At 69.1% G+C, this 22394-nt stretch carries 20 protein-coding genes; 6 read left to right on the top strand and 14 right to left on the bottom strand.

The window, feature by feature from the left end; all coding sequences use genetic code 11:
- Positions 1-88: 88 nt before the first annotated feature.
- Entirely contained in the window at positions 89-2170 is a 2082-nt protein-coding gene (locus ABZS29_RS37615; protein ID WP_355469696.1) for an elongation factor G-like protein EF-G2, read from the top strand.
- Here ABZS29_RS37615 and ABZS29_RS37620 read toward each other — a convergent pair.
- The 4 genes from ABZS29_RS37620 to ABZS29_RS37635 are packed head-to-tail and all read right to left on the bottom strand — an operon-like array spanning position 2167 to position 5184.
- The gene (locus ABZS29_RS37620) at positions 2167-3426 is read right to left on the bottom strand and encodes a tetratricopeptide repeat protein (protein WP_355469698.1); all 1260 of its coding nucleotides are present in this window, start codon (positions 3424-3426) and stop codon (positions 2167-2169) included. The genes ABZS29_RS37615 and ABZS29_RS37620 overlap by 4 nt on opposite strands.
- On the bottom strand, positions 3423-4298 hold the full coding sequence (locus tag ABZS29_RS37625) for a tetratricopeptide repeat protein (protein ID WP_355469700.1): 876 nt from the start codon (positions 4296-4298) through the stop codon (positions 3423-3425). Before ABZS29_RS37625 ends, ABZS29_RS37620 begins: the two co-directional genes overlap by 4 nt.
- Positions 4295-4741, bottom strand: coding sequence for a hypothetical protein (locus ABZS29_RS37630; protein ID WP_355469702.1), 447 nt, complete (start codon positions 4739-4741; stop codon positions 4295-4297). Before ABZS29_RS37630 ends, ABZS29_RS37625 begins: the two co-directional genes overlap by 4 nt.
- Positions 4738-5184 (bottom strand): hypothetical protein, encoded by a 447-nt coding sequence (locus ABZS29_RS37635; protein ID WP_355469704.1) that lies wholly within the window; start codon positions 5182-5184, stop codon positions 4738-4740. Before ABZS29_RS37635 ends, ABZS29_RS37630 begins: the two co-directional genes overlap by 4 nt.
- 51 nt (positions 5185-5235) lie before the next feature.
- On the opposite strand from ABZS29_RS37635, the gene ABZS29_RS37640 reads away from it, so the two are divergent.
- The gene (locus ABZS29_RS37640) at positions 5236-5643 is read left to right on the top strand and encodes an HIT family protein (RefSeq protein WP_355469706.1); all 408 of its coding nucleotides are present in this window, start codon (positions 5236-5238) and stop codon (positions 5641-5643) included.
- A gap of 210 nt (positions 5644-5853) precedes the next feature.
- Here ABZS29_RS37640 and ABZS29_RS37645 read toward each other — a convergent pair whose 3' ends face one another.
- Positions 5854-6951 carry a glycosyltransferase family 4 protein gene (locus tag ABZS29_RS37645; RefSeq protein WP_355469707.1) on the bottom strand — a complete coding sequence of 366 codons (1098 nt, stop codon included), beginning with the start codon at positions 6949-6951 and terminating at the stop codon, positions 5854-5856.
- Between the two features lie 10 nt (positions 6952-6961).
- Entirely contained in the window at positions 6962-7768 is an 807-nt protein-coding gene (locus ABZS29_RS37650; RefSeq protein ID WP_355469709.1) for a helix-turn-helix transcriptional regulator, read from the bottom strand.
- A gap of 117 nt (positions 7769-7885) precedes the next feature.
- Between ABZS29_RS37650 and ABZS29_RS37655 the strand changes: the two genes are divergently transcribed.
- A complete protein-coding gene (locus tag ABZS29_RS37655) occupies positions 7886-8662 on the top strand; it encodes an NAD(P)H-dependent oxidoreductase (protein WP_355469711.1) in 777 nt (258 codons plus the stop codon).
- Here ABZS29_RS37655 and ABZS29_RS37660 read toward each other — a convergent pair.
- Together ABZS29_RS37660 and pgsA are read right to left on the bottom strand one after the other, a co-directional pair.
- A complete protein-coding gene (locus tag ABZS29_RS37660) occupies positions 8659-9528 on the bottom strand; it encodes a phosphatidylinositol mannoside acyltransferase (RefSeq protein ID WP_355469713.1) in 870 nt (289 codons plus the stop codon). The two genes, ABZS29_RS37655 and ABZS29_RS37660, sit on opposite strands and share 4 nt — an antisense overlap.
- Positions 9528-10184 carry a phosphatidylinositol phosphate synthase gene (pgsA, locus tag ABZS29_RS37665; RefSeq protein ID WP_355469715.1) on the bottom strand — a complete coding sequence of 219 codons (657 nt, stop codon included), beginning with the start codon at positions 10182-10184 and terminating at the stop codon, positions 9528-9530. Before pgsA ends, ABZS29_RS37660 begins: the two co-directional genes overlap by 1 nt.
- Positions 10185-10275: 91 nt before the next feature.
- Between pgsA and ABZS29_RS37670 the strand changes: the two genes are divergently transcribed.
- Positions 10276-11226: a hypothetical protein gene (locus ABZS29_RS37670; RefSeq protein WP_355469717.1), complete on the top strand. Its 951-nt coding sequence runs from the start codon at positions 10276-10278 to the stop codon at positions 11224-11226.
- Here ABZS29_RS37670 and ABZS29_RS37675 read toward each other — a convergent pair.
- Together ABZS29_RS37675 and thrS are read right to left on the bottom strand one after the other, a co-directional pair.
- Positions 11223-11795 carry an HIT domain-containing protein gene (locus tag ABZS29_RS37675; protein WP_355469719.1) on the bottom strand — a complete coding sequence of 191 codons (573 nt, stop codon included), beginning with the start codon at positions 11793-11795 and terminating at the stop codon, positions 11223-11225. The genes ABZS29_RS37670 and ABZS29_RS37675 overlap by 4 nt on opposite strands.
- A 13-nt stretch (positions 11796-11808) precedes the next feature.
- Positions 11809-13830, bottom strand: coding sequence for a threonine--tRNA ligase (thrS, locus tag ABZS29_RS37680; RefSeq protein ID WP_355469721.1), 2022 nt, complete (start codon positions 13828-13830; stop codon positions 11809-11811).
- A 142-nt stretch (positions 13831-13972) separates the two neighbouring features.
- On the opposite strand from thrS, the gene ABZS29_RS37685 reads away from it, so the two are divergent.
- Positions 13973-14614 (top strand): DedA family protein, encoded by a 642-nt coding sequence (locus tag ABZS29_RS37685; RefSeq protein ID WP_355469723.1) that lies wholly within the window; start codon positions 13973-13975, stop codon positions 14612-14614.
- 54 nt (positions 14615-14668) lie between these two features.
- Here ABZS29_RS37685 and ABZS29_RS37690 read toward each other — a convergent pair whose 3' ends face one another.
- The 4 genes from ABZS29_RS37690 to ABZS29_RS37705 form a co-directional block, all read right to left on the bottom strand.
- Positions 14669-16288: an AAA family ATPase gene (locus ABZS29_RS37690; RefSeq protein WP_355469725.1), complete on the bottom strand. Its 1620-nt coding sequence runs from the start codon at positions 16286-16288 to the stop codon at positions 14669-14671.
- A 158-nt stretch (positions 16289-16446) separates the two neighbouring features.
- Positions 16447-17100, bottom strand: a complete 654-nt coding sequence (locus ABZS29_RS37695; RefSeq protein WP_355469727.1) for a response regulator transcription factor — start codon at positions 17098-17100, stop codon at positions 16447-16449.
- Positions 17097-18725 carry a histidine kinase gene (locus ABZS29_RS37700; RefSeq protein ID WP_355469729.1) on the bottom strand — a complete coding sequence of 543 codons (1629 nt, stop codon included), beginning with the start codon at positions 18723-18725 and terminating at the stop codon, positions 17097-17099. Before ABZS29_RS37700 ends, ABZS29_RS37695 begins: the two co-directional genes overlap by 4 nt.
- A 47-nt stretch (positions 18726-18772) precedes the next feature.
- On the bottom strand, positions 18773-19858 hold the full coding sequence (locus ABZS29_RS37705) for a GntR family transcriptional regulator (RefSeq protein WP_355469731.1): 1086 nt from the start codon (positions 19856-19858) through the stop codon (positions 18773-18775).
- Between the two features lie 117 nt (positions 19859-19975).
- On the opposite strand from ABZS29_RS37705, the gene ABZS29_RS37710 reads away from it, so the two are divergent.
- The gene (locus tag ABZS29_RS37710; RefSeq protein WP_355469733.1) at positions 19976-21412 is read left to right on the top strand and encodes a glycosyltransferase family 39 protein; all 1437 of its coding nucleotides are present in this window, start codon (positions 19976-19978) and stop codon (positions 21410-21412) included.
- The last annotated feature ends 982 nt before the right edge of the window (positions 21413-22394 follow it).

Raw genomic sequence — 22394 nt, forward strand, 5'->3', positions numbered from 1 at the left:
AGCGCCGGGGTCCGTCCGTGGGAGGCCGCCCGATGGGGTTGTGCAAAGACTCCGATGGGGGAATTCTGGATCACCCAGGAGGTACGTCATGGCCGACCGGACGATCGCTTCCAAGTCCAACGCCGCCGGAGCCGCGCCCGCGGCTGACAGCCCGGCCGTCCTGCGTAACGTGGTGCTCGTCGGACCCTCGGGTTCCGGCAAGACCACGCTCGTCGAGGCCCTGCTGGTGGCCGCCGGCGTCCTGTCCAGACCCGGCTCCGTCCTGGACGGTACGACGGTCTGCGACTACGACGACGCCGAGGCCCGGCAGCAGCGGTCGGTCGGGCTCGCGCTGGCCTCGCTGCCGTACAACGGCATCAAGCTGAACCTGATCGACACCCCTGGGTACGCCGATTTCGTCGGCGAACTGCGCGCCGGACTCCGCGCGGCCGACTGCGCGCTGTTCGTGATCGCGGCCAACGAGGGTGTCGACGAGCCGACCAGAGCGGTCTGGCAGGAGTGCGCTCAGGTCGGCATGCCGCGGGCAGTTGTCATCACCAAACTCGACCACGCCCGAGCCAACTACGCCAACGCGCTGGCCGCGGCGCAGACCGCCTTCGGCGACAAGGTGCTGCCGCTCTACCTGCCGACCGACGACGCTTTGATCGGCCTGCTGTCCACCCCGGACCCGACGTACGACGAACTGCGCGGCACGCTGATCGAGGGGATCATCGAGGAGTCCGAGGACGAGTCGCTGATGGAGCGCTACCTCGGCGGCGAGGAGATCGACCAGAAGGTCCTGATCGACGACCTCGAACGCGCGGTCGCGCGGGCTTCGTTCTTCCCGGTCGTGCCGGTCTGCAGCGGCTCCGGGGTCGGCACCCACGAGCTGCTCGAGGTCGCGACCAGCGCGTTCCCGTCACCGCCCGAGCACCCACTGCCCGACGTGTTCACGCCGCACGGCGTACCGCGCAAGGGACTGACCTGCGACCCGAGCGGCCCGCTGCTCGCCGAGGTGGTGAAGACGACCTCGGACCCGTACGTCGGCAGGGTGAGCCTGGTGCGGGTGTTCTCCGGCACCATCAGGCCCGACACGACGGTTCACGTGTCGGGCCATTTCACGTCCTTCTTCGGCGACGGCAGCACCCATCAGGACCACGACGAGGACGAGCGGATCGGCACGCTCTCCTTCCCGCAGGGCAAGCAGCAGCGACCGGCCGGCACGGTGATCGCGGGCGATCTGTGTGCGATCGGGCGGCTGACCCGCGCCGAGACCGGCGACACGCTGTCCGACAAGGCCGACCCGCTGCTGCTCAAGCCGTGGACGATGCCCGAGCCGTTACTGCCGATCGCGATCCAGGCACACGCGAAGACCGACGAGGACAAACTCGGTGTCGGCCTGCAGCGACTGGCCGCCGAGGATCCGACGCTACGGATCGAGCAGAACCCCGAGACCCACCAGATCGTGTTGTGGTGCATGGGCGAGGCGCACTCCGACGTCGTACTGGACGCACTCGCCAACCGGTACGGCGTGACGGTGGACACCGTGGAGTTGCGAGTACCGCTGCGCGAGACGTTCGGCGGCAAGGCCAAGGGGCACGGCCGACATGTGAAACAGTCCGGCGGCCACGGCCAGTACGCCGTCTGCGATATCGAGGTCGAACCGCTGCCCGGCGGGCCGGAGTTCGAGTTCGTCGACAAGGTGGTGGGCGGCGCCGTACCGCGGCAGTTCATTCCGAGCGTCGAGAAGGGCGTGCGCGCGCAGATGGAGAAGGGCTGCGCGGCCGGCTTCCCGATGGTCGGGATCCGCGTCACGCTGCTCGACGGCAAGGCGCACAGCGTGGACTCGTCGGACATGGCGTTCCAGATGGCCGGTGGGCTCGCCCTGCGCGAAGCCGCGGCGGCCACCAAGGTCAACCTGCTCGAGCCGGTGGACCTGGTCTCGGTGCTGGTGCCGGACGAGCTGGTCGGCCCGGTGATGAGCGATCTGTCCGGCCGGCGCGGGCGGCTGCTCGGGACCGACAAGGTCGGCGACGACCGCACGCTGGTGAAGGCCGAGGTGCCACAGGTGGAGATCACCCGCTACGCCATCGACCTGCGGTCGCTGTCCCACGGTGCCGCGACGTTCAGCCGGCAGTTCGCCCGCTACGAACCGATGCCGGACTCAGCCGCGTCGAAGGTCAAGGCTTAGCCCTTGGTGTCGCGGTTCAGCCTCCGGCGGACATCGCGAGATTTCAGGTACGACGCGACGTCGTCGTACCGCTCGCTCTGATTGGCGAACTCGATGTACGAGCGGACGCGGTGCAGCCAGTCCAGCGTGGACGGTTTCACCGTGCTCAGGACACCGGCGAGGTGATGCATGGCGAGCGGCGGTTCGCCACCGCTCGCCAGCGCCTCGTCGATCACCCGGTCGACGCCGCGCTCGATCAGCGCGCGCAGATCGGCGCCGCTGAACATCGGCGTCTGTCCGGCGATCGCCTTCAGGTCGAGCCCGTCGGCCGGCACGTCCTTCACCAGCACGTTCAGGATGTCGGCGCGGGCCGGCTCGTCCGGCGGCGGTACGAAGATCACCCGGTCGAAGCGGCCGGGCCGCAGCATCGCCTCGTCGACGTCCCACGGTGCATTGGTTGCCGCAAGCACCAATAAGCCGTCGTTCTCGGAGCCGATCGCGTCCAGCTCCTGCAGCAGTACGTCGACCAGCCGGCGCGCCTCGGAACCACCGTGCTTGTGCCGGGCGAACGCCAGGGCGTCCAGCTCGTCGAGGAACAACACGCACGGCGCATTAGCGCGAGCCCGCTCGAACGCGGCGTGCAGGTTACGCTCGGAGACGCCGAGGTAGGGGTCCATCACGTCTTCGATGCGAACGTTGATGAACGGCAGTCCGCACTCCCCCGCGGTCGCGCGGGCCAGCAGCGTCTTGCCGCAGCCCGGCGGACCGTAGAGCAGCACTCCGCCGCCGGACTTGCGGCCGTACTTCTCGTACAGCTCGGGGCGGCTGAGCGGCAGGATCACCATCCGGTGGATGACCCGCTTGATCTCCTCCATGCCGCCGACCTGGTCGAAGGTCGTGGTCTCCTTCAGGGTGTCGGCCGCGAACGGCGTCTCGTCCGACTCCGGCCCGACCTTGATCTTGACTCCGCTGCGCTCGGCGATCATGTCGTCGACGAGCTGCTGCAACCGCCCGGTGCCCTCGACGACGCCCTTCTGCCGAGCTGCCTCGAGCAGGTTGCGCAACAACGCGAGCCGCCCGTTGGCCGCAGCCAACTCCCCGACCGGCACGAACTGGTCCTCCGGCAGACCGTCCTTGTCGAGGAGTACGACGTACTGGTCGAGCGCCTCTTCGGTCTGCTCGGCGCCGGCCAGCGACTCGGCCAGCACCAGCCGCAGCAGCACATCGTCCGGGTTCGCCTCGACGGCCTTGCGCAGCGCGTCAATGCGCTCGTTCATGCTCCCCACCTTCGGTTGAGCCAGCGGCGGAGCAGGGGCGGCACCACCCAGGAGTAGATACAGAACGCCAGCCAGCCCATCGCGAAGACGAACGACAGCGGCGCGAGGCCGGCGATGCGGAGGCCGTAGATGATCGCGACCGCGCCGATCCAGACGACCAGCGGGTTGAAGCGCTGGAACGGACGCAGCGGCAGCATCAGCGGATGGTTCAGCAGCTTGGCTGCGCGGGCGGCCTCGGTGAGGTCCCGGTCGCCCGGCTGCGAGGCGGCGGCCGAGGCCAGCGAGTTGTAGCCCGACCGCGAGTCGCCGGTGAGGATCGACGCCGTACCGTGCAGGGCGCGAGCGTGCGGATCCTCGGGATCGTGTGCCAACGCCTCGGTGCTGTGCTTGCGCATGTCGCGGTCCTTGCCGAGCGCGAAGGCAACCTCCGCCCGCGCCGCCGACACGACCGCGCTCTCCGGCGCGTGCGACGCGGCCCGCTCGACCAGCGCGCTCGCCTTCTCGGCCTGCCCGGCTGTCAGACAGACGCGCGCATAGCCGATCAGCAGGTCCGGATCGTTGGGATCCAGGCTCAATCCCTGCAGGTACGCCGCCTCCGCCTCGGGCAGCCGCCCCTCGGATCGCAGTGCCGACCCGAGCACCTGCAGCAGCGGCAGGAACGGCCCGTGCAGCGCCAGCCCATCCTTCAGTACGTCGATCGCCTCGGCATGCCGGTCGAGTTGATGCAACGCGGCCCCGCGAAACAGGTACGCGCGATAGTCCACGGCCGCGTCGCCCCACAGTCCCTGGAGCTCGTCCAGGGTGCGTTCGGGATGACCGATCTGCAGCCAGTGACCGGCCATCTGCAGGCGGGCTTCGGTCGGCTCGTTCACAGCGACACCACCAGGGCGAGGAGGAGGGCTTCGGCAATCGCGCAGCCAACAGTCAGGATCGGGCCGAGCACCCACATCGAGTGGTAGTCGGCACCACGCAGCTGGAACGCCCGGTCCATGGGCCGCTGCCAGCGCATCTGGGCCAGGATGCACAGCACCGCGATCACCCGGACGAAGATGCGCAGGCTCTGCGTGCGCTCGCCGTCGTCGTTGAGGACCGCGAAGAGCGTGACCACCACGGCCAGCCCCAGTACGCCGGTCCCCACGATCAGCCAGCGCTTGCCGCGCTCAACGCCGAGCCGGCCGCTGTTCAGCCAGGCGATGATCGTTGCTGCGATCACACCGCCGAAGAAGGCGACGTACGCCTGGGAGTTCAGCCGCCACGGCTGCACCTTCGGGTCAACCCCGGCAGCGATCGTCGGCCGCAGCAGCTCGTCGCTCATGAGCTCGCCACCACGGCAATGATCAGCTCGGTGAACACGCCGATCGCCACCATCGCCAGGTTGCCGAACCCGAAGCCTGTCCCGTACTCCCGGCCGCTCAGCTGGAACACCCGATCACTCGGCCGCTGCAGGCGCCACTGGAAGTAGTAGCAGAGCACCGCGATGATCCGCATCGGCACCAGCGCGACCCACGACAGGTCACCGGCCGGATTCAGCAGCCCGACCGCGAAGAACTCGATCACCACGCCGGCCAGCCCGATCACCACGATCAGCCCGCGCTTGGCGTCGCTGACGCCGAGCCGCCCGCTGTTCACGAACGCCAGCCAGGTGATCGGCAGCACCCCGCCGAGCACCGCGATGTAGGCCACGTTCAGCAGCGGCCAGGGGCGCGCCGCCGGGTCCACCCCGGAGCCCACACTCGGGCGCAACAGATCGTCCGGCATCGGGCTCCTCGGGGTGACAGCTTCGGCGAGCGCAGTGTATAGCCTGTCCGGATGAGCGAGAACTGCCTCTTCTGCGGGATCGTGGCCGGAACCATTCCGTCGACCCAGGTCGGCGAGAACGACCGCGCGATCGCCTTCATGGACATCGCCCCCGCGACCCCGGGCCACCTGCTGGTCATCCCGCGCGCGCACTCCACGGACCTGCGCGAGACCGCGGCCGAAGACCTCACCGCCATCACCCTGCTGGCCCAGTCCCTGATCACCCGCGTCATCGACCGCCTCGACGGCGCCACCGGCGCCAACCTGCTCAGCTGCATCGGCCCCGACGCCTGGCAGACCGTCTTCCACACCCACCTGCACGTCATCCCCCGCTACCCGAACGACCCGATGGTCCTCCCCTGGCAGCCGCACTCCGGTGACCTGGACGAAATCAAGGCAGTCGCCGCCAAGCTGACCTGACCGTTCGCTCTTCGCTTTCCCTCTGATTAGCGCTCGCGCCAGCAGTTAGACAAGAACTCTTGCACAAGGTCGATTGCAAGCCGCGCTCGGCGGCGGCTGTGTAGCGAACGACACGTAGCAGTCCCCGCCAAGCGGCCCCCGGACCCACCCGCACGCCGTGGCGGGCCCCTCCCCGCCGACCACTACGTGTCCTTCGCTACCTGAAACGGGTCAGCGGCGGGCGACGAGTTCGTAGACGGCGAGTAGTTCGGGCAGCAGGACCGACCAGTCATACCGCTGTACGGCGGTCAGTCCGGCGGACCGGAGTTGTTCGCGCTCCTCGGGGGACGCGAGCAGGTGCAGGACGCGGTTCGTGAGGGCCGGGACATCGCCGGGCTCGAAGAGGTCGCCGAGGCGGCCGTGCTCGAGGACTTGACGGAAGGCGGGCAGGTTGCTGGCCAGGACCGGGGCGCCGGCGGCCATTGCCTCGAGCAGGACGATGCCGAAACTCTCGCCGCCGAGGTGCGGAGCGACGTACACGTCGGAGCCGGCGAGCATGTCGGCGCGGGCCTCGTCGTCGACCATGCCGAGGAAGAGCACGTTGTCGCGGCACCAGAAGGGCAGCGATCGCCAGGCTTCGTCCGCCTGCCCGGCACCGGCCACCAGTACCTTCAGGTGCGGCCGCGCCGCGACGAGTGCAGGCACAGCCTTCAGCAGCACGCCGAGGCCTTTGCGGGGTTCGTCGAGGCGGCCGAGGAAGCTGATCGTGCCGTCGTCGCCCTGCCACTCCTTGCGCGGGCTGCCCTTGAAGCGTGCGGTGTACAGACCGTTCGGGATCACCACTGCCTCGCCGCCGACATGCTGAACCATCATCGAGCGCGCGTTCTCCGAGACCGCGATCCGGGCGTCGATCTTCTCCAGCGCCGGACGCAACAGACTCGACGCCGCACTCATCGCGCGCGACCGGACCTGCCAGGTGTGGAACGTCGAGACGAACGGGCCTTCGGCCGACCACAGCGCGATGATCGACGCACTCGGTGTCGTCGGCTCGTGCACGTGGACGACGTCGAAGTCACCCTCGGCCAGCCACGTCTTCACCCGCGCGGCGGTCCGCGGTCCGAAGGTCACCCGGGCGACCGACCCGTTGTACGGGACCCCGACCGCGCGTCCGGAGGAGACGACGTACAGGGGGACTTCGTTGTCGTCCACCGGTGCGAGCACCGAGACGTCGTGGCCGAGGTCGAGCAGCGCCTCGGCCAGGTCGCGGACATGGTTCTGCACACCGCCGGGCATGCCCAGCGAGTACGGGCACACCACGCCGATCCTCACGGAACGATTGTCACCCGGCGGCGAAACCGGCCAGCAAGCGCAGTCCGTCCTCGGCGGGAGTGCCGGGCGCGGCGGACAGGACCACGAGCTCCAGCCCGGACTCGCCCGGTACGGCGAAGGTCTCCTGGTGCAGATCCAGCCGGCCGACCAGCGGGTGCCGATAGCGCTTGGGTCCGTGGGTGCGGGCGCACACGTCCGCGCGGGCCCAGAGCCGGCGGAAGCGGTCGCTGCCCATCGCCAGCTCGCCGATCAGCGAGGCCAGCCGGGGATCGTCGGGGTACTTGCCGGCGGACAGCCGCAGGTGGCCGACCACGTCGAGCGTGCAGGTGTCCCAGTCGGCGTACAGGCCGCGCTCGTCCTCCTCGAGGAACAGGTGCCGGGCCGTGTTCAGCTCGGGGAGCGGTCGGCCGAACAGGAGGGCGGCCAGGTTGTTCCCGGCGAGCACGTCCGTGCGGTGGTTCATGATCATCGCGGGCGCACCGGCGACCAGATCCAGCATCCGCTGCAGCTCGGGCCGTACCTTCCCGGCCGGCGGCTTGGTACGACGGCGTGGCCGGCGGGCGAGCCGGTCCAGGTGCTCGCGCTCGGTCGCGTCGAGTCCGAGGACGCGGGCCAGCGCGTCGAGAACCTGCTCCGAGGGCTGCGTGGCGCGCCCCTGCTCCAGCCGCACGTAGTAGTCGACGCTGACGCCGGAAAGGTGCGCGACCTCCTCGCGGCGCAGCCCTTCGACCCTGCGGCGGGTGTCGGTAGCGATCCCGACCTCGGCCGGTACGACGCGCGCCCGGCGGTTTCGCAAGAAGCTCGCCAGATCGTCCATGCGCCCATTATTGCCACGGCCGGGCCGGCCAAGGGTGGTCCTGCCAATACCAGGAACTCCGGACCGACGGAACTCGCGCCCCTGAATACCGGGCGCCGCGCTGCCCAGAATCGAGCCATGAAGACACTGATCATCTACGCCCACCCCGAACCGAAGTCGCTCAACGCCTCCCTGAAGAACCTGGCGGTCGCCACGCTGGAGAGCGCCGGACACGACGTCCTGGTGAGCGATCTGTACGCGATGAACTGGAAGGCGGCCGTGGACGCGGCAGACTTCGGCCCGGCCGCCTCCAGCCCGTTGCAGGTCCCCCGGGATTCGGGCCGGGCCTTCGACAGCGGCACGCTGACCCCCGACGTCCGCGCCGAGCAGCAGAAGCTGCTGTGGGCGGACACGATCATCTTCCAGTTCCCGCTGTGGTGGTACTCGATGCCCGCCATCCTCAAGGGCTGGGTGGACCGGGTCTTCACCTACCACTTCGCCTACGGCGTCGGCGAGCACAGCGCCACCAAGTACGGCGAGCGCTTCGGGGAAGGCACTCTCGCCGGCCGCAGGGCGATGCTGTCGGTGACCGCCGGTGGCCCGGAATCGCACTATTCCGAGCGTGGGATCAACGGACCGATCGACGATCTGCTGTTCCCGATCCAGCACGGGATCCTCTACTACCCCGGCCTCGAGGTGCTCCCGCCGTTCGTGCTCTACGGCACCGACCGGATGACCGACGAGGAGTTCCCCGATGTCGCCAAGGCCTGGACGCACCGGCTGCTGACCCTGGACTCGACCGCACCGATCGCGTTCCGGCGCCAAAACTTCGGCGACTACGAGATCCCGTCGCTACAGCTGAAGGACGGTCTGGAGCCCACTGGCCGCACGGGCTTCGGGCTGCACGTGCGCTAGTCCTCGAGGAAGATCCGCTGCAGCATGTGCCAGTCCTGCGGATGCTCAGCGATCCCCCGCGCGTAGGCGTCGGCGCAACGCTGCGTCATCGCGGCGGCTCCACCCTCAGGCTCGACGACGTCGTGGAACGTGATCACCAGGTCCGGTCCGTCGTAGTGCAGCGTCGCCGGGATCAGCGGCGCGCCCGTCTTCAGGCTGAGCGCCGCCGGACCGACCGGCATCCGCGACGGCCGACCGAAGAACGTCACCGGTACGCCGCGCTCGGACAGGTCGCGGTCCGCGACCAGGCACACGAAGCCGCCCGCGCGCAGCCGGTCCACAAGGACCCCGGTGACGTCCTCGGCACCACCCGTCAGCGGCAGCACCTCCATGCCCAACTTCTTGCGGTAGGCAATGAACCGGTCGAACAGCGACTCGGGCTTGAGCCGCTCGGCGACCGTCGACACCGGCATCCCGGTCCGCCCGGCCCACGCGCCGGCGTGGTCGTAATTCGCCAGGTGCGGCAGTCCGCAGATCACGCCCCGACCGGCGGCGTACGCGTCGCGCAGGAGCTTCTCGTTCACCGTGCGGACCCGGCCGACGATCTGCTCGTCGGTCCAGTCCGGCAGCCGGAACGCCTCCTGCCAGTACCGCAGGTAGGACCGCATCCCGGCCCGGGTCAGGTCGTCGAGCTCGGCCGGGGTCGCCTCCGGCCGGACGACCGCGAGATTGCTCCGCAGCCGCCGCACCCCACGACCGTTGCCGCGGTACGTCCGATCCGCCGCGCGCCGGAACAGCCAACTGACGGTCCGCTCCGGCAGGCGGCGTACGACGGTCCAAGCGAGCGCGAACGCGAGGTCCACGGCTCGCTGGCGGAGGCCGTCCATCAAGCCGGCGGAGCCGGCGGCGGGGTGTCGAGACCGGCGTTGCTGGGGTCGGCGAGCACCTGCTTGCGGACCGACAGCGAGCGCTGGACGACGGTGATCGTGCTCGCCGCGGCGATGTACCAGATCACGATCTCGAGCAGGATCGGCAGGTTGAAGACATCCGAGAAGAACGCCGTCACCAGCACGAAGACCAGCCGGTCGGCACGCTCGGCCAGGCCGCCGCTCGCCTTGTAGCCGAGGCTCTCGGCCTTGGCTCGCGCGTACGACGTCACCGCGCCCATCACCAGCGCCCAGAGCGTGACGGACGCCATCAGCGTCGAGTCCCCCGCGCGGGAGTTGGCGTAGAAGAGCACCAGCGCGCCGAAGATCGCGCCGTCGGCGATCCGGTCCAGCGTGGAGTCCAGGTAGGAACCCCACTTCGACGACGTGCCCGAGGTGCGGGCCATGTAGCCGTCGATCAGGTCGGAGAAGACGAAACAGGTGATCACCACGGCGCCCAGCCAGAGCTGGCCGCGAGGGAAGAAGATCAACGCTCCGGCGGACACCCCAACGGTGCCCACCAGCGTGACCATGTCGGCGCTCACGCCGAGTTTGAGCAGGAGGTTGGCGATCGGCGTGATCACCAAGGTCCAGAAATGCCGGAATCTGTTAAGCATGGCGACCGTGATCGTAGTCGAGCCGGATCACCATCGGGTGACAGCCACCGTTCAGCAGGTGATCCTGGACTCACTTGTCGGGAGGTGAGGCATGCGGATCGCCCTGTTCGCGGTGCTCGTCGCGTTGGCTGTGCCCGGCTGTTCGGTCGCCCGGAACGCGGATCGCCCGCGACCACCGGTCGCGGTCCCGGTTCCGTCGGCCGGCGTACCGACTGTGGTCGCTCCCCCGCAGGCCGAAGGCCTCGACGGCCGATCCGCCGCCGTCGGCCCCCAAGTCTGTACGGCGATCGCCGGCGAACTGACCACCCGCCTCAGCGTCCCCGTGACCGCGAACCCCGGCTCCTGGAACGACGGCGGTCTGCCCGCCCTCGACCTGTGCATGCTCCTCGTCGAGGGCCGCCAAGTCACGGTCGGCGTCAGCGCGCTCCCCCGCCAGCCGGACGCGCTCGGCCGGCTCCTCACCGGCGCCGGACACATCGCCCCGCTGACCGACCTCGGGCCGGAAGCACAGATCACCGAGTCCCGGATCGTGTTCATCACCGCGAACCACGCTGTCCGCATCACACCGGCCGGCGGGATCGATCAGGGTCGCGCGGACGGGCTCGACCGCGCCAAGGCCGTCACCATCGCGCTGGCCGCGAAGGACGCCGTACCGAAAGTGCTGCGGTCGGCCCGGCAGACCGAGTCGACGTGTCAGCTGTCGAACTCGGGGGCCGAGAAGTTCATCGGTGCCGCGGCTCAGCTGCGTCGCGACTACCGCGTGAACGGCGCAGTGACCTGCATCTGGGGCACGTACGACGCCACAGTGTCGATCGTGGAGGCGTTCGACCAGAAGACCATCCCCGAGTCGCAGCACGTCCCGGCACCGCACAATGCGCCGATCGGCCGGCCCGGCTACTACCTGCCTGAGGAAGGCGAACTCGTCTTCCGGCGCGGCCGACGCGTCGTACGGGTGACCGCGCTCACCAACCCTCCGCGCGCGGTCAGCCTTGAGGAGCTGACCACGATCGTCGACCCGATGATGCCGCTGTTCCTGCGTTAGACCGGCCAGGCCTTCGCCAGCAACGCCCGCGTATCGCCGAGCAGCTGCGGCAGCACCTTGGTGTGGCCGATCACCGGCAGGAAGTTCGCATCGCCGGACCAGCGCGGTACGACGTGCTGGTGGAGGTGACCCGCGATCCCCGCACCGGCGATCTCGCCCTGGTTGATGCCGATGTTGAAGCCATGTGCGTCCGACACCGCGCGAACCGCCAGCATCGCCTGCTGAGTCAGCGCCGCGATGTCCGAGACCTCCGCGTCTGTCAGCTCGGTGTAGTCCGCCACATGCCGATATGGGACGAGCATCAGGTGCCCCGGGTTGTACGGGTACAGATTCAGTACGGCGTACGCCGCCTCCGCCCGATGCACGATCAAGGCGTCCGCGTCCGGCAACCCAGGCAGCCGGCAGAACGGGCATCCCGACCCCGCATCCGGCGTCGTCGGCTTGTTCTCACCCTCGATGTAGGCCATCCGATGCGGCGTCCACAACCGCAAGAACGGATCGGCCGCACCCACCCCGTCCTGCCGCACCAGCTCGTCGGGCTGGTACGGCGACTCCGGGGTGTCCGTCATACCTGGACGCCCGTCATACCTGAACGCGCTGTTGCACGGCCTCGACGATCTCGGCGATCGCGTCCGCAACCGGTACGCCGTTTTTCTGCGAACCATCGCGGTACCGGAACGAGACCGAGCCGGCGGCCATGTCCTCGTCACCCGCGATCAGCATGAACGGGACCTTGGCCTTCTGCGCGTTCCGGATCTTCTTCTGCATCCGGTCGTCCGAGCCGTCGACCTCGATCCGGATCCCCTGCGCCTTGAGTTGCCGGGCGACGTCGTACAGGTAGTCGACGTGGCCGTCGGTGATCGGGATGCCGATCACCTGGACCGGCGCGAGCCACGGCGGGAAGATGCCGGCGTAGTGCTCGACCAGGACCGCGACGAACCGCTCGATCGAGCCGAACAGCGCGCGGTGGATCATCACCGGACGCTGCCGCGAGCCGTCCGGCGCGGTGTACTCCAGCTCGAACCGCTCCGGCAGGTTGAAGTCCAGCTGGATCGTCGACATCTGCCACGTCCGGCCGATCGCGTCGCGCGCCTGCACGGAGATCTTCGGGCCGTAGAAGGCGGCGCCGCCCGGGTCCGGGACGAGCTCCAGGCCAGAGCCCTCGGCGACCTCGCGCAGCGTGTTGGTCGCCTCCTCCCAGACCTCGTCGGAGCCGACGAACTTGTCCGGGTTCTTCGTGGACAGCTCGAGGTAGAAGTCGTCCAGACCGTAGTCGGCCAGCAGCCCGAGCACGAAGGTCAGCAGGTTCTTCAGCTCGTCGCGCATCTGCTCACGCGTGCAGTAGATGTGCGCGTCGTCCTGCGTGAAGCCGCGGGCCCGGGTCATGCCGTGGATGACGCCGGACTTCTCCAGCCGGTACACCGTGCCGAACTCGAACAGCCGCAGCGGAAGCTCGCGGTACGAGCGGCCGCGGGCGCCGAAGATCAGGTTGTGCATCGGGCAGTTCATCGGCTTCAGGTAGTAGTCCTGGCCCTGCTTGCGGATCTGCCCGTCCGCGCCGCGCTCCTCGTCCAGGTGCATGGGCGGGTACATGCCGTCGGCGTACCAGTCCAGGTGGCCCGAGGTCTCGAACAGCTGGCCCTTGGTGATGTGCGGCGAGTAGACGAACTCGTAGCCGTCCTCGACGTGCCGCTGGCGGGAGTAGTCCTCCATCACCTTGCGCAGGACGCCGCCCTTGGGGTGGAAGACCGCGAGGCCGGAGCCGATCTCGTCGGGGAAGCTGAACAGGTCCAGCTCGGTGCCCAGCTTGCGGTGGTCGCGCTTGGCGGCCTCCTCCAGCCGGGTCAGGTACGCCTTGAGCTCGTCCCGGCTCTCCCACGCGGTGCCGTAGATCCGCTGCAGCTGCGGGTTCTTCTCCGAACCCCGCCAGTACGCCGCGGCCGTCCGCATCAGCTTGAAGTTGCCCAGGTACCCGGTGGCCGGCACGTGGGGGCCACGGCACAGGTCCTTCCAGGCGATGCTGTCGTCGCGCCGGATGTTGTCGTAGATCGTCAGCTCGCCGCCGCCGACCTCGACACTCGCGCCCTCGGCCGCGTCCGCCGCGGATCCCTTGATGCCGATCAGCTCGAGCTTGTACGGCTCGGTCTTGAGCTCTTCGCGGGCGTCGTCGTCGCTGACCACCCGGCGGCTGAACCGCTGCCGCTCCTTGATGATCTGCTGCATCTTCTTCTCGAGCTTGCCGAGGTCGTCCGGAGTGAACGGCGTCTCGACGTCGAAGTCGTAGTAGAACCCGTTCTCGACCGGCGGGCCGATGCCGAGCTTGGCCTCCGGGAACAGCTCCTGCACGGCCTGCGCCAGGACGTGCGCGGTCGAGTGCCGGATGATCGCGCGGCCGTCGTCCGACCCGGCCTTGACCGGCTCGATCTCGTCGCCGTCGCTGACCACAGCGGACAGGTCGCGCAGCTCACCGTTGACGCGGGCGGCGATGGCGGAGCGGTCCTGGCCGAAGATCTCGGCGAACAGCTCCCCGATCGTCGTCGTCTCGGTCACACTCCGCTCAGCCTCGCCCTCGACGCCGACCAGATGGACCTTGACTTCCGACACGTTGCACTCCTCCGCCTACGACCGGCCCATCGCCGGTCCCGGTCAGATGGTATCGGCGTACGGACACCCCTGACGAAAGTAGGGGGTCGGTCAGGTCTCTCGTCCGATGCGGGCAGGGATCCCGGGTCCGTAGGTTCGAGGCATGGGTGACGCATTGCTCCACTTCGCAGAAGAACTGATGTCCTCCGGCTGGATCTACCTGGTGCTGTTCGCCTTCGCCACCCTCGACGGTTTCTTCCCGGCCGTGCCGAGTGAAACCCTCGTCGTCACGGCCGGCGTCTTCGCCGCCGCGACCGGCGAACCCAACCTGTTCGCGGTGATCGCCGTCGCTGCCGTCGGCGCCTTCGTCGGCGACCACATCTCCTACTGGCTGGGCCGCGGCGCCGGCGGCCGTCTCCTGGACCGCACCAAGCCCGGCACCAAACGCCATACCGCCGTCCAGTGGGCCCGGCGCTCACTTGGCGAGCGTGGCGCCCTCATCCTGGTCGTCGCCCGGTACATCCCCGGCGGCCGCACCGCGGTCACGCTCACCATGGGCAGCGTCCGCTACCCCCTGCGCAGCTTCACGCCGTACGCCGCCCTCGCTGCCGCCTCCTGGGCGCTCTACTGCACGCTCGTCGGCTACATCGGCGGCAAGGCCTTCGAGGACAACCCGCTCAAGGGCGTCGTCCTCGGGATCGGTCTCGCCCTCGGGGTGACGTTGATCGTCGAGGTGGTGCGCCACCAGCGCGCCAAGCGCCGCCCTCAACCTGAGGTCGAGAGTGAGCCCGAGCTGGTCGCCTGAACAAAAGTACTGCCCCCAACTCTCAAAGAGTTGGGGGCAGTTTGCTGTTGTCTCTTAGCGCGGGACGTTCAGCGCGATGCTGATCTGCTCGGACACCTTCGCGGCCAGCTCCAGGCCGGCCCGCCGGGTGGCCGGCTGCAGCGCCGAGTGGTCGAGCGGACCTTCGGCGGCGATGTGCTGATCGGTGGGGATGTCCACGACCGCGGCCGCACGCGACTCGAAGTACGGGCGAAGCTGCTTCTCCACCTCGCGGTTCACGTCACCCGGCCCGTTCGACACCGCGATGATCGCGCGCCGGATCAGCCGCTGCGCCTCGGGACCCTGGTTGTCCAGCTCCTCCAGCATCTGTACGGCGGCCGCGCACGACAGGCTCTTCCACTTGATCGGGATGACGAGGGCGTCGGCCGCCTTCATCGCCTCGCGCCAGTTGCTGGAGCCCTCGTTGTTGCCGGTGTCGATCACCAGCACCTTGTAGAACCGGCTCAGCAACCGGTGGATCTGGTCGAAGTCCTTGGCCTCGATCTGCGCGTACGTCGTCGTCGCCGACGTCAGTACGTCGTACTGACCGGCCACCTGGTGCCGCAGGTACGCCGCGACGTCGCCGAGCCGGGCATCCGGCTGGGTCAGCATCGGCATCGCCTGCAGCATGTCCGTGACGGTCGACCGCGTGTTCGTGTCGTGCGTGCGCAGGTGCATGTTGCCGCGCAGCTCGTTGTTGTCCCAGGCCACGACGCCACCACCGCGCGCCTGCCCGAGGGCACCGGCAAGGAGCAGCGTGGTCGGGGTCTTGCCCGAACCACCCTTCGGGTTCGCGACGACGATCGTGACCGGCCGCCGGAACGCGGTCGCCGCGGTCGCTCGTGCGATCCGCTCGGTGCGCTCCGTGGTACCGGGGCGCAGCCGCAGCACGCTGCGCACACCCCGCTCGGCCGGAGCTTCCCGCGGGAGCGGCAGCGCCTGCATGAGCTCGTCGGTCCGGTAGGAGACGTCGCGCTGCTGCGGGACGTTCTGGCCCGGGATCCCTTGCGGGAAGAAGTGCTGTGCAGCGGGCGACAGCGGCTGGCCCGCCTGCGGCGGAGCGGCGTGACTGGGAGCCGCCGGGGGCTGGGTGAAGCCCTGGTTGGAGACGTTGAACGACTGACCGCCGAACACCGGCGTCTCCGGGGCACCGGCCGGACCTGAGTCGTGCGCAGGAGCTTCTTCCGGGCCGTCGACCGGAGCGGCGTGGCTGCCGTGCACCGCGCCGGTCGCCTCCTTGGTCAGCGCCGACTCGGTCTGGGCCACCTCGTCCGGGGCGTCGTCCTCGAAGTCGGGCTTCTCGGGCGCCGGCTGCGTCCAGGAGCCGGTCGACTCCGCGGCCGGCTGCGTCCACGACGGGGTCGCCGGGCGCGGCTGGTTCTGCTGCGGCGGGACGGGAGGCTGCTGCGGCTGGCTCGATGCCGGGCTCGCGGGCTTGGCCTCCCACGGCGCGGCCTGACCCGCGGGACGCGACCACGAGTCGCCGGGGAACTCCTCGGACAGCGCGTCCGGGGTCTCCGCCGCCTCGTCGGCCGGCGCGGGCTCCGAGTTCGGGTCCGGCTGGGTCCAGGAGGGCGTCGGTTGCCACATTCTCCGGACCTCGGCCGCCGCCGCTTCCCGGTCTTTGTGCTGTCCGGAGTTGTGCGAGTCGGTCACGACCTTGGTCCCCGATTCTGTGAGAAGGGGCGGCGTGCGCCCCACAGGCTGTCTGTCGATCCGGAGGTGAGGTCCCCGGGAAGTCCCACTATCCCATGACCGGGTGTCCCCGCCACGTCACCACCCGGAGCGTCGCAGCTTCCTGCCACGCCCAGCGATCAAGCGGTGACCAAACCTGCTTCGTAGGCAACGATCGCGGCCTGGACACGGTTCTTGACGGCGAGCCGGAGCAGGATCGCACTGACGTAGGCCTTCACGGTTCCCTCGACCAGGAACAGCCGCTGCGCGATCTCGGCGTTCGACATCCCGGCGCCGACGAGGCCGAGCACCTCGCGTTCCCGCGGACTCAGGACCTCAACCTGTTCCTTGGCCGCGACCGCCCGGGCCATCGATCCGCCACTCAGCTCCGCGATGACCCGCTGCGCGATCCTCGGCGACAGGTACGCAGCGCCATCGGCAACTGCCTTCAGTCCGGCGATCAGCTCCCGCGGGTCACCGGATTTCAGCAGGAACCCACTCGCTCCGTCGCCCAGTGCTCGGGCGATATAAGCGTCCTCGGAGAACGTCGTCAGCATCACGACCGCCGTCTCCGGGACGCTCCGCCGGATCTCGGCCGCAGCTTCCAGCCCGTCCATCCGCGGCATCCTGATGTCCAGTACGGCGACATCCGGCCGATGCCGCCGTACGAGCTCGATCGCCTCGAGACCGTCGGCTGCTTCGGCGACGACCTCGATGGTCTCGTCGGTGCCGAGAATCGCGCGCACCCCGGCGCGAACCATCAGCTCGTCGTCGGCCAGCAGAACCCTGATCATCGTGTGCTCTCCGGAGTTGGCGGAACCGAACCACTCTGTACGACCGCCTTGTCCACCAGCACGCCCCCGGCGAAACACAGCCGGTAGACGTAGGTGATCGAGAACGGTTCGGCGGGCCGGTAGTACCGGCACACCCAATCACTGGGCGGGGTGAACCTCTCCGACGGTGGGTCGATCATTTCCATCGCAGGGAGCGCTCTGCGGACGTCGCTCTCGGTCTGCCCGAGCGTGAGGCCGTCGTACGCGGCCGGGCGCAGGATCGAGCTGTAACCGGTCACGAGGTAGTAGCCCAGAGCAACGACACCGATCACCGTGCCCAGCGCCAGCGGTGCCACGACCGCGGTGACCAGGCCGCGCCGCGCGCTCCGGCGTACCCGGTCGCGCTCGACTGCAGCGCCGGCTTCGGTGGGCGGCTCCGGCTCCGGGCGGCCGCCTGCGCGCGGGATGACCGCTCGGACCTCGAAGCCAGCCCCCGCGTGCACTGTCCCGCCGGACGCGCGGGATCCCGCCTGCTCTGCTCCACCGATCCTGCGAGGTCCCGCGTGCAGTGTGCCGCCGACCAATCGCACTCGTTCGCGGAGGCCGTCGAGCCCGCGACCACCTGAGGGCGTCTGCGGCGCGACCGGCCGCGCGGGCCCGGTGTCGACCACCGTCACCGTCACTTGATCGCCGCGGGAGACCTTCACGGAGACCGCTCCCCCGGGTGCGTGCTTGCTCGCATTCGTCAGCGACTCCTGCACCACCCGATGGACCGCCCGATCGACCATCGGCGCCAGCTCGGCATCGCCTTCCTCGATCAGCTCCACCTCGAGCCCCGACGCGGCCGCGCGCTCCACCAACGCCGCCACCGTCTCATCGCGCGGCACGGTCGTCGCTTCGGAGTCACGCAGTACGCCGATGATCTCGCCCAACCGCTCGGTCGCCGTGGCCGCCGCCTCCCGCAGCGAGCTCGCGGCGCGGCGTTGCTCGTCGCCCAACGCCGGATCGAGCTCCAGAGCCGCCGCCCGCAAGGCGATCAGGCTCAACTCGTGGCCGACCGAATCGTGCATGTCCTGAGCGATCCGCGAGCGCTCTCGGAGGCGTTCCTGCGCGACCGCCATCTGCTGTTCGCGCTCGATCCGCTCGGCACGTTCCCAGCCGGCCGAAGCCAGCAACGCCTGCTGAGCGCGATACCGACCGATCAGCCACGGAAGCACGACGAGCAGCAACGCGAGCAGGAGCATGACCAGCCAGGTCAGCACCGCCTCAGTCGCCTGCACGTCCGGCCGCACCACCAGCGACAGCACCAACATGCCGAGCAACGTCCAGCTGCACAGCATGGCGAAGTGCCGGACCTGCGTTTCGCGGCGCCCGGCCAGGTAGCTCAGCAGGATCATCGCGAACACCAGCGCGATCGGAACACCGTTGGTAGTCCCCACCGAGAACGCCAAGATCGCGCTCTCCAGCCAGGAAACGAGCGCCAGCGCGGTCAGGGGCCGGCGTCGGCGCAACGCCACCGCCGTACCGATCACGAGGATGCAGAGCGCCTGGATCCACCATGGATCGTGCCGGGCACCGCTCTCCCCGAGGACCGGAAAGCTCAGGCCGGCCCACAGGCCGACATCGCCCCAGCGCCGCCAGTTCATGCCGCCGACGCTACACAGCCGCCGGTCCCCCGCAGTACTGCCGAAAGTCAGTGATCGTCCGCCGCGTCCACGATCTCGAACGGAACGTACGACAGGTTGGGCACCGTCTCGCCGCGCAACCGCGCGACCAGCAGGTCGACCGCCGTACGGCCCATCTCGCCCTGGTTCTGCCGAACATGCAGGTACGGCGGCCCGCCGATCGAGTCGCCCGGCGAGTCGAAGCACGCGACCACGCGCTCGCCGCGGAGGGCACGATCGGTCATCCGCGCCAGGTTGTACTCACATGCGAAGTACGCCGTCACCTCCGGGAACCGGTCGCGGAACTGACGGATCGCGTCGATATCGCCCTGCACGCTCTGCAGCGAACCGGGCAGCGTGCTGCGCAAATCCGTCAGCTCGTAAGCCTGACCACGGCCTTGGAAGGCCGAGCGGAACCCCTCGAGCCGCTCCTCGATCGACGACGTGTTGACCGGCGGCGGCGAAACGAACGCGATGTGCTCATGCCCCTGATCGAGCAGCTTGCTGGTCAGCGCCCGCGCGGCCGCGACGTTGTCGGTGTGGACCGCGGAGACCGGGATCCCCGACAGGTGCCGGTCGACGAGCACCACCGGATAGCCGTCCAGTACCTGCCGCAGCAGGCTCGCGTTGTAGAAGTCGCCGTGCACTGGGAACACGATCAGCCCGTCCACCTCGCCGGTCGCCACCAGCGAGTCCACGGCCTTCTCCTCATCCGCCTGCCGGCCGTGCGTCCGCCGTACGATCAAGTAGGTCTCGTGCTCCGCACACCGCTCCTCGATCGCGCACATCAGCTCGAGGCCGTAGGAGTCCGACAGATCCGGTACGACGAGGGCGATCGTCCGGGCCGCTCGCCGGGGCGCGGCCACCCGTCCGCGCAGCGGCATCGTCACCTCGGACAGGTCCGGCAACTGCTGCACCACGAACGTGCCCTTGCCCCGAACCCGCTCGACGAGCCCTGCCTCGCGCAACACCTCCAGGGCCCGCTTCGACGTGATCCGGCTGACCTCGAACTCAGCCGCCAGCTCCATCTCGGAAGGCACCCGATCCCCCGGACTCAGCGCGCCACGGCGGATCTGGTCGAGCAACCGCGCACAAATCTCCTCGTACAGCAGCACCCGCCCGCCTCCTCACTGCCCGGTTGGCATATCAAACCATCCCGAAGAACTGCCGGTCCTCCGTGACAGCGCTGAATTGAGCTGTTCTTGAGCCGGTTGGGCTGTCAGCATTCGGGGATGACTCCGGCTGTTCGTGCCTTCGCCGCCCGTCCTGTGCTCGCCGTAGCCGGGGCGCTGGCCGTCGTACTGACTGCGCTGTCGGGTCGGTACGGCTATCACCGGGACGAGCTGTACTTCCTGGTCGCCGGGGAGAAGCTCGCCTGGGGGTACGTCGACCAGCCGCCACTGACGCCGCTGATCGCACGCATCTCGACCGAGCTGTTCGGCAATACGCCGATGGGTCTGCGGGTGTTCTCCACACTCGCCAGCGCTGCCACGGTGATCGTGATCGCTCTGCTGGCCCGCGAGTTCGGCAGCGGCCGCGGCGGTCAGATCGTGGCCGCGGTCTGCGCCGCGATCTCCGGCTTCCTGCCCGGCGTCGGCCACATCGTCTCCACCGCGACGTACGACCTGCTCGCCTGGATGCTCATCGCGTTCTTCGCCGTCAAACTCTTCCGCACCGACGACCGCCGCTGGTGGCTCGCGCTCGGCCTGACCGTCGGCATCGCCTTACAGAACAAGTATCTGGTCGTGCTGCCGGTCGGGGCCTTGTTCGTTGCCCTGCTGATCGTCGGGCCACGCCGGGTACTGCGCTCGTGGTGGCTGCTCGCGGGTGTCGTCATCGCGGGTCTGATCGCGCTGCCCAATCTGCTGTGGCAGTTCCAGCACGACTGGCCGCAGCTCACCGTCGCCGGCGGCATCAGTGAGGACGACGGCACCGAGAACCGCATCATGTTCATCCCGCTCCAGATCCTGCAGCTCTCGCCTGTGCTGCTCCCCATCTGGATCGCCGGCTTCCGCAGACTCTGGAAGCTCCAGTGGCCACGTGCGGTCGCACTCGCCTATCCAGTGCTGTGCGTCGCCGTACTGGCTGTCGGCGGGAAGTCCTACTACGCCCTACCGCTCCTGTACGTCCTGGTCGCCGCCGGCGCCGAACCGACGCTCAGCTGGATCAACCGCAATCGCGTCTCGGCTGTCGTCGCCGCAACCTTCACCGCCGCAACCTCCGCCCTCTTCACGCTGCCGGTCGTCCCCGTCTCCGCCGTCGAGTTCGTCCTCCCCGTCAACAAGGAGCAAGGCGAACAAATCGGCTGGCAGAACCTCACCACCACCGTCGCCGCCGTCATCCCCCCGAATGCCACCATCCTCGCGGGCAACTACGGCCAAGCCGGCGCCCTCCGCCGCTACGGCCCAGCCCACAACCTCCCCCTCGCCTACTCCCCCCACATGAGCTTCGCCGACTGGGAACACCCGTCCGACACGGCCACCGGCCCAGTCCTCCTCATCCAGCAAGAACGAACCCCCAGCTTCGAGTCCCACTTCCCCAACTGCCACCAACTGACCACAGTCCAAAACCCCACCCCCAACGAAGAAGACGGCACCGCCCTAGTCCTCTGCGACGCCCCCACCACCCCCTGGTCCACCCTCTGGCCCACCCTCCGCCGCTACTACTAGCCCTCCCGCTTTCCCTAATCCGTAACGCGGCTCCCCAGCAATTACTCAAGACCTCTTGTACAAGCCACATTGCGAGCCGATCTTCCCCGCGGACCGCCCCCACTCACCAACCGCCGCACGCACCCCGCACGCCCGACCACCTGAGCGCCAACCAACAGCCCGCCACCGACTTAGTCAGTGCCAGCGGTCCGCCGCCCCGCTCTTTCCGCACTCGTACTGCCGCTCCGCGGCAACCACCCTCCGCAAAAGCCAACCCCGCCGCAAAACGCGACCGCCCCCTCCCATCCACCCCGCCCCTCCGGCCGCGGCCCATCGGAGCGGATATCCCCTCGTGTAGCCCCTTCCAAGGCCTTGCAAAGACCAGAGAAGGGGCAACACGAACGGATATCCGTTGAATTGCCTCGGCCTGCACGATCCGATGCGCACGAGGTCCGCGCCGGGCCGGTACGGCGGCGTGACGGCGATCGCGAGCGCGCTGAGCACCTCGGTGTGATGTGAACCGGGCTGCGTCAGGTCGGTGGCAATCCGCACCAGGCAGCGCCAGCTCGGTGGTGGTGTGGAGCCCAGTCCGGGTCCGTGGTGTGGAGCGTCCCCAGGTCGGATCCGTGGTGTGGAGCGTCCCCAGGTCGGACCCGTGGTGGTGTGCGGTGTGTTGGGTCGGTTCCATGGCAATCCGCGCCATGCCGGCGTCGGGTGGGTGATGCTGTGGTGCGTACCCGGCGCGGGTGGGTGGCAATGTGCCCCGGACCCGCGCCGTTCCATCGCAATCCACACCAGCCCGAGCCAGCCCGTAGCATCAGTCCCGGCTCGGAACCGTACTCGCGGCCTCAGCCCCAGCTGCCGAGCGAAGCGAAGGCATCAGGGGGTGCGGGTGGCGGAGCCCCCGCCCGGCGGCAAGCGAAGCGCAGCCGCACAACACGACGAAGGCGAGGTGGCGAGCGCTGTTCAGCGCCGCACACCTCGCCTCTCGACTTCGTGGACG

It is taken from the genome of Kribbella sp. NPDC005582, from assembly GCF_040605415.1.
In the GTDB taxonomy this organism is placed as follows: domain Bacteria; phylum Actinomycetota; class Actinomycetes; order Propionibacteriales; family Kribbellaceae; genus Kribbella.

What these genes read in the sequence shown, in the direction of transcription:
- ABZS29_RS37650 (WP_355469709.1), bottom strand. Translation starts at nt 7,768, where the DNA reads ATGGACGATCTGGCGAGCTTCTTGCGAAACCGCCGGGCGCGCGTCGTA.
- pgsA (WP_355469715.1), bottom strand. Translation starts at nt 10,184, where the DNA reads ATGCTTAACAGATTCCGGCATTTCTGGACCTTGGTGATCACGCCGATC.
- ABZS29_RS37640 (WP_355469706.1), top strand. Translation starts at nt 5,236, where the DNA reads ATGAGCGAGAACTGCCTCTTCTGCGGGATCGTGGCCGGAACCATTCCG.
- ABZS29_RS37635 (WP_355469704.1), bottom strand. Translation starts at nt 5,184, where the DNA reads ATGCCGGACGATCTGTTGCGCCCGAGTGTGGGCTCCGGGGTGGACCCG.
- ABZS29_RS37700 (WP_355469729.1), bottom strand. Translation starts at nt 18,725, where the DNA reads ATGAACTGGCGGCGCTGGGGCGATGTCGGCCTGTGGGCCGGCCTGAGC.
- ABZS29_RS37695 (WP_355469727.1), bottom strand. Translation starts at nt 17,100, where the DNA reads ATGATCAGGGTTCTGCTGGCCGACGACGAGCTGATGGTTCGCGCCGGG.
- ABZS29_RS37710 (WP_355469733.1), top strand. Translation starts at nt 19,976, where the DNA reads ATGACTCCGGCTGTTCGTGCCTTCGCCGCCCGTCCTGTGCTCGCCGTA.
- ABZS29_RS37675 (WP_355469719.1), bottom strand. Translation starts at nt 11,795, where the DNA reads ATGACGGACACCCCGGAGTCGCCGTACCAGCCCGACGAGCTGGTGCGG.
- ABZS29_RS37630 (WP_355469702.1), bottom strand. Translation starts at nt 4,741, where the DNA reads ATGAGCGACGAGCTGCTGCGGCCGACGATCGCTGCCGGGGTTGACCCG.
- ABZS29_RS37685 (WP_355469723.1), top strand. Translation starts at nt 13,973, where the DNA reads ATGGGTGACGCATTGCTCCACTTCGCAGAAGAACTGATGTCCTCCGGC.
- ABZS29_RS37670 (WP_355469717.1), top strand. Translation starts at nt 10,276, where the DNA reads ATGCGGATCGCCCTGTTCGCGGTGCTCGTCGCGTTGGCTGTGCCCGGC.
- ABZS29_RS37615 (WP_355469696.1), top strand. Translation starts at nt 89, where the DNA reads ATGGCCGACCGGACGATCGCTTCCAAGTCCAACGCCGCCGGAGCCGCG.
- ABZS29_RS37660 (WP_355469713.1), bottom strand. Translation starts at nt 9,528, where the DNA reads ATGGACGGCCTCCGCCAGCGAGCCGTGGACCTCGCGTTCGCGCTCGCT.
- ABZS29_RS37620 (WP_355469698.1), bottom strand. Translation starts at nt 3,426, where the DNA reads ATGAACGAGCGCATTGACGCGCTGCGCAAGGCCGTCGAGGCGAACCCG.
- ABZS29_RS37655 (WP_355469711.1), top strand. Translation starts at nt 7,886, where the DNA reads ATGAAGACACTGATCATCTACGCCCACCCCGAACCGAAGTCGCTCAAC.